The sequence below is a fragment of the Planctomicrobium limosum genome (assembly GCF_051465645.1).
In the GTDB taxonomy this organism is placed as follows: Bacteria; Planctomycetota; Planctomycetia; order Planctomycetales; family Planctomycetaceae; genus Planctomicrobium.
This window is the reverse complement of record NZ_CP195790.1, coordinates 2,287,130-2,299,463: the sequence shown is the minus strand read 5'-3', so window position 1 is coordinate 2,299,463 and position 12,334 is coordinate 2,287,130. Positions and strand designations below refer to the sequence as shown.

Genomic DNA, 12,334 nt, shown 5'->3' with positions numbered 1-12,334 from the left:
ACATTGCAGGTTCATCTTTCAGAATTTCCTCAGTTTGAATTGGATCTCAAACTGGTGAGATGGTTTCTGGTCGGCGGGCAGCTTGGTTGTCTAGAGAATGCTGGGATGAACCGATGTAGTTCGAATCGCTTTAAAGTCTGATTCGTAAACAGGTTGCCGATTATCTGTCGGGTGATCTTGTTTGCGAGGATGCAGAAGCCGGCGCGATCGCTTGGGCAATCGTGGTCAGTGACTCAGTTGAAGAGCGGTTTCGAATTCTGGTGTGGTAGGAAGTTTGAAACTGAGTCAAAATTGGTGGTTTTGGCAGTTATGGAAACATGATTGTCTTTTGAGAAATGCCAGCGCGTGATAACCTCCCGCGATCTCGCCATGAAACATGGAGTCATGGCGAACTTTTTAAGTAAGCGGAAACTATGTCGGACGTTGTGAATACTCCCCCTGCTCAGGATTCTGCGGAAACGCAGCACGGGGACGCAAATTTGAGATCACCCGGCTTCATTGGGCTCTTCGTCACGCAAATTCTTGGAGTTTTTAACGATAATTTGCTGCGATGGTTCGCGGTCCCGGTTGCTCAGCCCATCATCGGATTAGAAAAAGCGATCGCACTCGGGGGGCTATGCATCACCCTTCCGTATTTGTTGTTCATGCCGATGGCGGGGTGGATGGCAGATCGCTTTCCCAAGCGAAGTGTGATTGTGTACTGCAAAATTGCAGAATTGGCCCTGATGCTTCTTGCAGTGTTTGCAATGGTCTACGGCAGCCTTTGGATGCTGTTTGTGCTTGTCTTTCTGCTGGGAACACAAGCGGCGCTCTTTGGACCTGCGAAGTTCGGCAGTATCCCGGAGATTCTTCCGACTCGATTGCTTTCCAAAGCCAATGGAATCATTGGGATGGGGACAATTGTGGCGGCAGGCGTCGGAACAATTGTCAGCTATCCCTTGTTTGCGCGTACTCACCCGATTCTTGGATCAGGAGACTGGACGTCATTCTGGCCAATTGCGGTTTTGGTTGTGCCCACCGCGTTGATTGGCGTGATGAGTGCCTTGCCGATGCCATCAAAGACTGCGGCCTGCCCGGAGCGGCCTTTTGCATGGAATCCAAAATCAGATATTGAACCAGCATTACGAGTGATCTTTCGGGACTCCCATTTGCTGGGAGCGGCATTGGGAATCGCGTTCTTCTTTTTCATCGCGTCTCTTGCTCAGCAGAACCTTCCTCGGTTTGCTGAAACAGTTCTAAACCTGCCAAAGGCCGACATCGGAATTCTGATGGGAGTGCTGATGCTCGGGGTCGGAGCTGGAAGTCTGTTGGCAGGAAGCTGGTCAGATGGAAAGGTGGAACTCGGGATTATCCCGATTGGCGCGCTTGGAATTGTGCTCAGTTGCATCTGGACGTTTGCTGCCGGCGCGTCAATGGACCCCGACCTGCCAGCCAAGGCTCAGTTTGCTTATTGGGGATCGTGTGTCGGGCTCTTCTTTATGGGGACCGGTTCCGGGCTTTTCAGTGTTCCGTTGGAAGCCTACCTGCAGTTCAAAAGCGATCCGAAACAACGAGGGCTGGTGCTCGCGGGAAGTTTCTTTATCACATATTTGTGCATCATCGCTTCACTCGGGGTGTTCTTTGTTCTGAGTGAGCCATTCGCGCTTTCATCAAGTGTGATCTTCCTCATCGGGGGACTGTTCACGCTACCAGTTCTGTTCTACTCACTTCGCATTTTGCCAGACTGGACGTTTCGGTTTGTTACCTGGCTGATCGTGAAAGCGTTCTATCGAGTCCGTGTTCATGGCCGGCACAACATTCCAGAGTCTGGACCTGCCGTCATTGTTTGCAATCACGTTTCGTTCCTTGATGGTGTGGTCATGATGATTGGAACCACCCGGTTCAGTCGTTATGTGATTTACACACATTTTACGCAACTTCCGGTTCTCAACTGGTTGGGACGCGTGATGCGTGTCATCCCAATCCGTGCTGCAGATGGTCCCAAGTCGATCGTCCGTTCGATCCAAACTGCTCGCGAAGCGTTGAATGCTGGTGAAGTCGTCTGCATCTTTGCTGAAGGCGGCCTGACTCGAACCGGTCAACTACAGCCGTTTCAAAGAGGGGTCGCCAAGATTGTGCAGGGGCTAGATGTTCCTGTCGTTCCAGCAGCACTGCATGGTTTGTGGGGAAGTATATTTAGTTGGCGAGGCGGTCCTGTCTTTAAGAAATGGCCGCGCCAATGGCGTCTTTCAATCGACCTGTACTTCGGTGAGCCACTGAAGAATGTCGACGATGTGGGCGTTTTTCGTCAATCGGTCGAACACCTTTCTGCGGAGGCAGCAACCATGGAAGCTCGAACACATGCGTTGATTCCAGCTCGCAAATTCATTCGAAATTGCAAGCGATCACTTGGGCTGAAAAAAGTTGTCGACTCAACCAATGTTGAGTTGACGAGTGCACGGTTGCTGATTGCGTCGTTGGCATTACGCAGCGCCCTGAGTCGTGAGGTGCTCGCCCCTTCCGAGAAAACGGTCGGAGTCTTACTCCCTCCTTCTGCTGGAGGGTGTCTTACGAATATGGCGTTAGCGCTTGATCGCCGGACGTCAGTCAACCTGAATTACACACTCTCTGAAGAGGTGATCCAATACTGTGTGAATAAATCAGGCTTGAAGCACATCATTACAAGCCGGAAGTTCCTTGAGAAAAAGCCATATAAAGTCGAAGGCGCCGAGTTCGTCTTTCTTGAAGACCTGAAACCGAAAATTTCAGCAATCGACAAGCTGAAAGCCGCTGTCTGCACCTATCTCCTGCCGGCGTCTGTTGTGGATCGCCTGCTCGGATTGAACAAAGTGAATACAGATGACGCGTTGACCGTCATCTTCACTTCCGGGTCAACCGGCGAACCAAAGGGAGTGGTTCTGTCTCATGCCAACGTTGGCTCGAACATTGACGGGATTGATCAAATCCTGAATCTGCAGCCTGAAGATGGAATGCTCGGTGTACTGCCGTTCTTCCATTCGTTCGGGTACACCGCGTGTCTCTGGCTTCCGATGTGCTATCGCTCACGAGGGGCATACCACTTCAATCCGCTGGACGCCCGAGTCGTGGGGAAAATGTGTGAAGATCACAAAGTCACCATCATGATGGCGACTCCCACGTTCCTGAAGATGTATATGCGAGTCTGCAAGAAAGAGAACTTTCAGACCGTCAATCTGATTGTCGTTGGGGCAGAGAAGCTTCCAGTTGATCTCGCGAAGGAATTCGAGGATCGCTTTGGGATTATTCCGACCGAAGGGTACGGAACGACTGAGCTTTCTCCTGTCGTTGCTGTCAACATTCCGGCCAGTCGCTGTGTCGACAAGACTCAGTCGACAATGAAACTCGGAACTGTAGGACGCCCGATTCCTGGGGTGACGGCGAAAGTTGTCGATCCCGAAACGTTTGAAAATCGTGGCATTGGAACCGAAGGTCTTCTGCTGATCAAAGGGCCGAACGTGATGCGTGGGTACCTGGATGAGCCTCAGAAGACATCCGAGGTGATTCGGGATGGGTGGTACAATACCGGTGACTTCGCCGTTCTCGATAAAGAAGGGTTCGTGACGATCACAGGTCGTCAAAGCCGCTTCTCGAAGATCGGCGGAGAGATGGTTCCGCATATCGCAATCGAGCAAGAACTGGTCCGTATTTGCGAACCGCAAGATCAGCAGGACGCGATGATTACTCTGGCCGTGACTGCGGTTCCAGATGAAAATCGTGGAGAACGGATCATCGTTCTCTATACGACTCTGGCGAAGCCTGTGGATGTCGCAATTCGTGAACTTGCCCAGACAGGTTTGCCAAAACTTTGGTTGCCGTCCGCTGATTCGTTCATTCAGGTCGAAGCGATCCCAATGTTGGGGACCGGCAAACTTGATCTTCGGGGAATTAAGGATCTGGCTCTTCAAGCTTGCTGTGAAGAAGTCTCCCGTTAATTCCTGACGCGGAAATTTGAACCGAATATTGAGTGCGAGTGTCTTCAATTAGAGGCACTCGCACTTTTTTCGTGCCGTTCGTGATCGCAGTTTGGTCCACAACACGCCCCTTTGAGGAACGATGCGACTTGCGTGTGTTGTCAGCGTTTGAGCAGTGCTCAAAATTGTGTGGCATTGCTGCGAGCCCCTACGAGAAAAGGATTGAGATGAAGCAGATCTCCTGGGACGATTTTCAAGCTGTTGAGCTTCGAGTGGGTACGGTTGTTTCTGTCGATGATTTTCCAGAAGCCAGAAAACCGGCTTACCGTATCCGAGTTGATTTTGGTCCGGAAGTGGGTGTTCTCCAGACCAGCGCCCAAGTGACGGTTCACTACAATCGGGGAAATCTGATGGGCCGTCAGGTGATGGGGGTCGTGAATTTCCCTGCGAGGCAGATCGGCCCTTGTCGATCCGAGTTTCTGCTAACCGGATTCTTTCGCGAGGATGGTTCTGTCATCCTTGCTGTTCCTGATCAGGATGTCCCTAACGGCTCGAAACTGGCCTGAGCAGGGTTCGCAGTGTTGTGGCGGAACTGGGACTTGTCTGAAATTCTGATGAGTTCGAAGGATAGGACGGAACGATCGCCCGGATTTCCCATGTAAACTGTGCTGGCAGATCGTCTGTCTGCGGTCTACAATATTCGTTCTTCCGTCAGTGCCTCCAATTGGCTGTTCGCAGATTCACTTTGCGAAAGATTGCAGTGTGCAATCTCGTCATGGGTTCACATCGCGGATTCGAGACTTCCGTGTGGCGAATGTTGATAAATCGGTTCTTGAGTACGCTCTAACCTGGCCTGTTTGAAATGACGTCCGACCCACGGATCCAATTGAAACGACCCTGGCTGGCCGGAATTCTGGCTTTTCTGATCCCAGGTGCCGGACATCTTTATCAAGGCCGCCTGTTTAAGGCCGGTGCGTTTTTCGTCTCGATCATGGGGCTGTACCTCGTCGGTCTGATCCTTTCTGGCGGGCAGGCGATCCAACCTCCTTCTGCAGAAGACATGCAGCAAGGGCGGTACGTTTCGATGCTGAAGTTTGGCGCTCAGGGAGGAGTCGGCGTTCAGTTCTTCGTCAGTCTGCTTCAACGACAGCGCTATCTCAGTCCAGAGAACATTCAGGTCTCGTCGCTGACTCGCCCGTTCGATGCCCCTTTTAAAGGGGTTGCCAGCCTGCACGATGACAGTGGAATTCATTCGTCTCCAATTCGGGGGACGATCTATTTTGAGCCCGGCGAAGCTCACTTCGGTAAGCCGACGATTACAGGGCGAGTCGAAACTGAAATCAAAGGAAAGCCGACCACACTGAAACTCGGGAACGACACGATTCTTGGACCTCCCATCGAGGCTGATAAAGAACGCGAAGTTGTCGGGTCTGTGTTGAGCGTCGTTGATGGACGGAAGTCGGATTTTGGTCACGTTGCCGGGACGATTCCTCGGTCTTTTGTGAACTGGTATTCCGTTCCGACCGATCCGGTATTGGATCAGGATTTGAACGATAAACTTGGGAAGTTTTATGAATTGGCAATGGTCTTCACCTGGGTCGCCGGCCTGTTGAATGTGCTTGCAATCTGGGATGCAGTTGAAGGCCCCGCCTATGGTTTTGGTAAGAAGGAGCCTGAATCAGAGACTCCATCTGAGCCGGCCAAGGCCGCTTAAAGCGGACCATTTCTGTTGCGAAGCGGCTCCGAGAACACGGAGTGCTTCGCCGCCAAACAGCGACATAGATATGAGATCTGGTTTCGAAACTGGCCAGCAGCAGGGCAATTCGAGGATTCAGTTTTCACTCGAATGCATTTTCAATAAAGCTTCTGATGTTGTGCTGGTGTGATCTCTTCGAGTTCAGATTAATCACGGAAATTCAGTTATGAATGTCACCTGGTTTTTGATTCCAATGGCAGCGGCTGTCAGCCTGGTCTGGAACGCCAGCCGTTATGAATCGACCGAGGTCATTGTGCGACGCGCGACGCGAATGTTCATTCAGATCGTCGTCTTCATGGTGGTGATTTTGGTTCTGCTGGGATTCCTTTCATACAAGTTATGACAGGTTATGAGATTGATTCAGAGTTGACCTGAGACCGGTACTCTGAGTCTTTCTAAGTTCATTATTGGTCGGTACTACGTTTTTCTGGTTAGGGCAGCATGCTCTACCATGTGGCTGGACAGCAGTGTTTGCAATCGGTGTTTCGCCGAGTTTGCCGTGTCAGGTCCGCTGCATGATTTTTAATTCGCTCTAGTTGTCTGATCTTCCATGTCCGAGATTCCAAAGCTTTACGATCCAGCCTCTGCTCAGGCGAAATGGTTTTCTTTCTGGGAGCAGAATGGTTATTTCAACGCTGATCCGGGGACCGGAAAGCCGTCGCACACCATCATGATTCCGCTCCCAAACGTGACGGGAGCGCTGCATATGGGGCACGCGCTGAATAGCACGTGTCAGGATTTGATCAATCGCTGGCGCCGCATGCAGGGGTACGAAGCTCTGTGGATGCCGGGGACGGACCACGCCGGGATTGCGACTCAGGCGGTCGTTGAACGTCGGATGCTGGAAGAGGAAGGTCTCACCCGTCGTGACGTCGGTCGTGAAGCTCTCGTGAACCGCATCTGGAAGTGGAAGAATGCTTACGAAAAACGCATTATTTCACAGCTGAAATCGATCGGCGATAGCTGTGACTGGCGCCGTGTTCGCTTCACTCTCGACGATGTGTGCGCCCGTGCCGTTCGCCGGACATTCTTCAAGATGTTCAAGGATGGACTGGTTTATCGTGGCAAGCGACTTGTGAACTGGGATGTTCACCTGCAGACCGCTGTCGCTGATGACGAAGTCTTTGAAGAAGATGTCGCAGGGAACTTCTGGACATTTAACTATCCTGTCGTCGATTCCACTGGAGCACTGACCGGAGAGTCGATCCGCTTCAGTACGACTCGCCCTGAAACCATGCTCGGCGATACGGCTGTCTGTGTGAATCCGACCGATGAACGCTATACCACTTTGATTGGAAAGAGCGTTCGGATTCCGGTAAATGGCCGCCTCATTCCAATTGTCGCAGACGGTCTTCTGGCAGATAAAGAACTCGGGACCGGGGCGGTGAAAGTCACTCCGGCACACGATCCGAACGACTATGCCTGCTATGCACGCAAGCTGGGACAACTCGATCAGATTGAGATCATCAATATTCTCAATCCAGACGGAACCATCAATGAGCATGGTGGCGAATGGCAGGGGAAGGATCGTCTCGCCGTCCGTCCATTGATCGTGCAGCGCATGACCGAACTGGGACATTTTGAAGCCGTTGAAGACCGAACGATTCCGCTGAAGCACAGCGATCGTTCCAAGACTCCAGTCGAGCCATTTCTGTCCGACCAGTGGTTCGTGAAGATGGACACGCTGGCTCAGGCGGCGATCGATGCCGTGGAAGATGGCCGCGTCCGGTTCTATCCGTCACGCTACGCCAAGACCTACATCGACTGGCTCGCAGAGAAACGTGACTGGTGTATCAGCCGTCAGTTGTGGTGGGGACACCGGATTCCAATCTGGTGCTGCCCTGATACAGCAGAGGCTCGTCAGGTCATACAGGGGCTCGGTGGCGAATTTACGGGCGACGTGATTCAGTTCGCAGACTCAACGCGAAATAGCGCGCTGGGCGGTGTCGTTGCGGATGGAGTTCAACCAGGTGAGAAGCTGATTCTGGTTTGCGTGGCAGACAATCAGCCAGAGTTCGAATCACATTTGGAAGCGGCTGGATTCGAACAGGATCCAGACGTTCTCGATACATGGTTCTCATCGGCTCTGTGGCCACATGCGACGCTTGGTTGGCCGGATCGTGAACACAATCCGCCAATGGACGAAGCGGAAGTAAACAAGCAGACCTTGGCGAATACTTATATTCCACAAGGGGGACGTAAGAACGAAGTCCTCTCGACGTTCTACCCCGGTAGCGTTCTGATCACTTCTCGCGACATCATCACTCTGTGGGTTGCTCGCATGGTGCTGACGGGGCTCTACAACATGGGGAGCGTTCCGTTCAAGCATGTGCACGTTCACCCGAAAATTCTCGATGGCTTTGGGCAGACGATGTCCAAGTCCAAAGGAAACGGTGTTGATCCTGTCGACCTGATCAACAAGTACGGGACAGATGCGGTCCGGTTCACTATCGCCTCGTTCGCCGGTGAAACTCAGGACGTCAAGCTGCCGATCAGCTACGAGTGTCCAAAGTGCGAGACGCTGGTTCCGCAGACGCTGAAGCACCAGTCTGCGAAACCGGAAGGGGGTCCGAAGCCGACAATTCACTGTCCGAAGTGCAAGAAGGACTATCAGTACACAAGTCCGAACTATGATCCGGATCAGGGCGAACTTGTTGCCCGAATGGTCAGCGAACGGTTTGAGTACGGCCGGAACTTCTGCAACAAGTTCTGGAACGCTGCCCGATTCGCGATGATGAATCTGGAAGGCTACACGTCAGCAAACGTGACGGCTGATCAGTTGCAGATGGAAGACAAATGGATTCTGTCTCGCTTGTCGACCACCGCGAACGCGATGAACGAGTATCTGGGACGTTATCAGTTCGACGCCGCCACAAGAGCGATCCGCGATTTTACGTGGAACGAGTTCTGTGACTGGTATCTGGAGATGGTGAAGCCACGACTGCGGAACGAAGAGTCACGTCCAGTTGCTCAACGAGTGCTGTTGACGGTTCTGGATTCGCTGGTGCGATTGTTGCAACCATTTGCTCCGTTCATCTGTGAAGAACTCTGGCAGAGATTGAAAGCGATCGCTCCGATACGTTCGTTGCCTGTTTCAAAGTCAAGCGGACCAGGTGGAAACCTGCTCGTTCCAAGAAACTGCCCGAACGCGGCGATCGTTGCCGAGTGGCCAGTGATTCCTGTTGAATGGCAGGATCAAGGATTGGAGAAGCGTTTCGAGCGACTGCAGGAGACCATTGCAGCTGTACGAAATGTACGGGCGATCTACAACATCGCACCTGGTGCTCCAGTCTCCCTGCTGATGCGAGCCAGTTCAGAAGTCGCTGGCGAAATGCTGTCGGTCTCAGCTCAGTTCGATAACCTTGCGAAAGCGGTCTTCGAAGCGGTTGGTGCTGACGTGCAACGCCCAAGCGGATCTGCCAGCTTCACTCTCGGAGATGCCGACGGATTTATTCCGCTGGCAGGTTTGATCGATACGACAGCCGAGCTTGCAAGACAGGAGAAAGAAGCCGAGAAAGTGCGCAAGCACATTGCGTCTTCTGAAGCCCGACTTTCGAATGAAGGCTTCATTGCGAAAGCGCCAGAAAACATCGTCGCTCAAATGAAAGAGACGCTCGATGGAATGAAAAGGCAGCTCAGCAGCATCGAAGATATCATTCGAGATCTCAGTTGAGATTTGAATGGGGTGCACTTGTTACTAAAAGAGTCTGCGGCGTCGAATGTGGCGCCGCAGACTCTTTGTTTTTTAGGCAGGATTGCTTCTTTAGAAGTCTCGCAGAATTGGGATGACTTCCTGTTGAAGTGCTCCCCCGGTGACGTGAACCTGCTTTGCTTTGTCGATGTAGACATCGACCTCCAGACGGACGCCAAACTCTTTCAGATAGATTCCCGGCTCGATCGAGAAGCATGTTCCCGGCAGCAACTGACGGTCTTCGCGTGTCTCGAGATTGTCGAGATGGGCTCCGTTCCCGTGGACTTCCTGACCGATGTTGTGACCGGTTCGATGAGTGAAATATTCGCCGTAACCATGTTTTATAATGACATCACGCACGGCCTGATCGACATCAGCTCCTTTCAGCGAATCTCCTGACGCCATCGCCGATCTGACCATCGCGATTCCGGTGTCGCGTGCTGCTGCCACGATGGAGAAAATCTCTGCGTACTTCGGCGGGACCTCATTGCCAACGTAGCCGACTCTCGTCAGGTCACTGTAAACCGAATTCGGCTCGTCAAGTTTTGCCCAAAGATCGATGAGTACGAAATCATTCTCTCGAATCTGCGTATCGGCGCCGGTCGCGGTTTCATAGTGCGGAGAGCCACTGTGCTCATTTCTGGCGACGATCGGAGGATGATATGTTGTCATTCCGGAGGCATCGAAGAAGCTCATGATGGCTTCTTCTACTTCCTTTTCACTGACTCCGGCGCCGGTGCGAACACGATCGGCAATCAGTTTCCAGGCAACATCATAAGCCTTGTTTGTGACCTCTGCGGCTTTCAGGTGTTGCTGCCATTGCTCCTCTGTCCATGTCGATTCGAACAACTGAATCAGATCACCAGAAGAGACGACGTCGACCCCGAAGGACCGCACCAGTTCGACCGTTCCGGCATCCACACGAGAGACATACGGGTTCCCGCCCATTGGCGAGTACTCCATCGCGATCTTCTGTTTACCCTGACAGAAGGCTTGCAGGCCGGCTTCGAACTGCTGCCATGGAAGATAAACCGTCTTTTCGCCGGGAAGTTCATCCAGAACGGACTCTTCGATGCGATGAACGAGTTTCGAAGGAGTTCCCGTTGCTGGAATGCAGTAGCACCAGCGACGCGATGTTTTCCGACCTTCCGGGAAGTTCAGGACGCGACCTGCGAGGGGATTGTTCCCGCGAAAGTCATAGAGCAGCCATCCGTCGATTCCAAAGTCCGTGAGGGCCTTCTGGATTTCTGACAATTGAAAGCTCGCCATCGGATTGCTCCCTTCGACAACGTCGAAATTGAACAGCTGAAATGCTGTGGTCGTCTTTCTGAAACCGCCACTTTCACTCGCGAACTGGTCTAGATGACACTTTGTACGAAGGTGTGCTGTCCTCCTTCGATGACGACAGTGTCAGCCCCGTTCTCAATCAGACGCAGTACCTCAGTTTCGGATTCCAACGGAATCATGAAGAGATCCGAAACGACGGTTGGATCAAGCTTGCTGAGTAGCGAGACGTTGGCCCAGTCGGCAGCAGCAGCGATACGTGACGCGGCGATCAGGTCCGGTGTGTTCGCTTTCTGGATCGGTCTCAGCGCTTCGTGAGGTTCTCGCACCGATTTCAGAATCTCCAGACCAGGCCCGGGGAGCGAATCGATTTGCGAAAGCACGATAATGCGCCCGTTGCGTTCGACCAAGCGTCTGCCTGCATCGACGGCAGCGGCGACCTGATCCCAGCCGTGTCCATTGGCATCAACCGGGACAGTCACCAGAACTTGTTCTGCCCGTTCAGTCGAATGGATGATCCAATTCGACTCCATCAATTTGCGAGCTTCTTTGATGACCGCATCGGATTGCCCGACGAGAACTGAACTTCCCAGCTCAGAGCCGGATGGGACGACGACTACGGAGAACTGGAGTCCAAGCAGCCAGCCAACTTCATCGACAAATTCCCGGAACGGACGCGGGTCCTGTGGGCGCAGTTCTTCGTGTCCTTGTCCCTGTGAACGGCGAATTGATTCCACATCGGATAACCCTGGGTAGAGACAGCTCGCTCCCCCTTTGACGCCGAGAATGGGATCGAATCCGACGGGGCCGATTGAGAAAACGACATCGGTAAAGGCCAGAATTTGAGAGAGGTAAATTCGTTCGCCACCAGCAGTCGATGCGACGTACGCGCACCCTTTCTCGTCTGTGGGGTCATGGCGATGCAGCTTCAGGGCATTCTGGATTTCCTGCGGGAGCTTTGCTCGCGGATCGATTCCGGTCACAGTCTTCCAGACAGCAGGTTGCACAATCGTGACGTTTTCAGGGGAGACGCCAGCATTCTCCAGGCGTCGCCACAGTTCCGCGAAGATCTGGTCCGCCATCGGCGTATCGACTTCAATCACGACAGCAATGATGTCGTCAGGAAGAATCGTATTCGAGATTTCCGGGTAGTCGATTGGCTCGTCGAAAGCGTTGCGAATCGCCTCCTCTGGAGTAAGGAGAGGCGCCGGAGCAGTATGCACCTGAACAATCGAGTCCTGCACATCGCTGAGTGAGAGGTGGCCTGTGCGGCCATATGTAAGTTGTGATGGAGGAGTCGCTGAGGGCATTGGATATCGACGGCAAAAGTGAAATTCGAAAATGGCTTGAAATCTTCAGCCTGATTTCAGGAAGGTGGGACTGCGTCCGTCGTCGAAACACCTTTAGAGGGCAGACTTTTCGGCGTAGGAAGGTCACACGTTGTTGAAATCCGCTTGAGATAGATTCAAATGATAACGAAATCGCTGCACCGCTGCCCCTGCTTCAGTGAGGGGCGTCTTTGAAAACTCAATTCGATGATTTCAGAGAGATTCGCGATTGGAACCCGACACCAAATAATGGATTCATTTAGAAATTGCTTGTGACCATTCAAATCGCCTATATTTCAAATGACTTGAATTTGTATTGTAAATCCCGTTGTCAGGTGGATTGCCT

7 protein-coding genes are annotated in these 12,334 nt (G+C 52.6%); 5 read left to right on the top strand and 2 right to left on the bottom strand.

The features are described from left to right. Positions 1-413 precede the first annotated feature (413 nt). The 5 genes from SH527x_RS08605 (at position 414) to SH527x_RS08585 (ending at position 9,358) form a co-directional block, all read left to right on the top strand. Positions 414-3,950 carry an acyl-[ACP]--phospholipid O-acyltransferase gene (locus SH527x_RS08605; RefSeq protein ID WP_437194249.1) on the top strand — a complete coding sequence of 1,179 codons (3,537 nt, stop codon included), beginning with the start codon at positions 414-416 and terminating at the stop codon, positions 3,948-3,950. A 206-nt stretch (positions 3,951-4,156) separates the two neighbouring features. Further along, entirely contained in the window at positions 4,157-4,495 is a 339-nt protein-coding gene (locus tag SH527x_RS08600) for a tRNA-binding protein (RefSeq protein ID WP_437194248.1), read from the top strand. A gap of 320 nt (positions 4,496-4,815) precedes the next feature. After that, entirely contained in the window at positions 4,816-5,643 is an 828-nt protein-coding gene (locus SH527x_RS08595; protein WP_437194247.1) for a DUF6677 family protein, read from the top strand. Between the two features lie 208 nt (positions 5,644-5,851). Continuing rightward, on the top strand, positions 5,852-6,028 hold the full coding sequence (locus SH527x_RS08590) for a hypothetical protein (protein WP_437194246.1): 177 nt from the start codon (positions 5,852-5,854) through the stop codon (positions 6,026-6,028). A 207-nt stretch (positions 6,029-6,235) separates the two neighbouring features. Next, positions 6,236-9,358 (top strand): valine--tRNA ligase, encoded by a 3,123-nt coding sequence (locus SH527x_RS08585; protein WP_437194245.1) that lies wholly within the window; start codon positions 6,236-6,238, stop codon positions 9,356-9,358. A gap of 90 nt (positions 9,359-9,448) precedes the next feature. Here SH527x_RS08585 and SH527x_RS08580 read toward each other — a convergent pair whose 3' ends face one another. Together SH527x_RS08580 and SH527x_RS08575 are read right to left on the bottom strand one after the other, a co-directional pair. Then, on the bottom strand, positions 9,449-10,645 hold the full coding sequence (locus SH527x_RS08580; RefSeq protein WP_437194244.1) for a M24 family metallopeptidase: 1,197 nt from the start codon (positions 10,643-10,645) through the stop codon (positions 9,449-9,451). Between the two features lie 89 nt (positions 10,646-10,734). Continuing rightward, positions 10,735-11,970: a lactate racemase domain-containing protein gene (locus SH527x_RS08575; RefSeq protein ID WP_437194243.1), complete on the bottom strand. Its 1,236-nt coding sequence runs from the start codon at positions 11,968-11,970 to the stop codon at positions 10,735-10,737. Between the last annotated feature and the right edge of the window lie 364 nt (positions 11,971-12,334).

Bases quoted from the DNA above. Each gene is read 5' to 3' on its own strand.
- SH527x_RS08605 (WP_437194249.1), top strand. From the start codon at position 414: ATGTCGGACGTTGTGAATACTCCCCCTGCTCAGGATTCTGCGGAAACG.
- SH527x_RS08600 (WP_437194248.1), top strand. From the start codon at position 4,157: ATGAAGCAGATCTCCTGGGACGATTTTCAAGCTGTTGAGCTTCGAGTG.
- SH527x_RS08590 (WP_437194246.1), top strand. From the start codon at position 5,852: ATGAATGTCACCTGGTTTTTGATTCCAATGGCAGCGGCTGTCAGCCTG.
- SH527x_RS08585 (WP_437194245.1), top strand. From the start codon at position 6,236: ATGTCCGAGATTCCAAAGCTTTACGATCCAGCCTCTGCTCAGGCGAAA.
- SH527x_RS08580 (WP_437194244.1), bottom strand. From the start codon at position 10,645: ATGGCGAGCTTTCAATTGTCAGAAATCCAGAAGGCCCTCACGGACTTT.
- SH527x_RS08575 (WP_437194243.1), bottom strand. From the start codon at position 11,970: ATGCCCTCAGCGACTCCTCCATCACAACTTACATATGGCCGCACAGGC.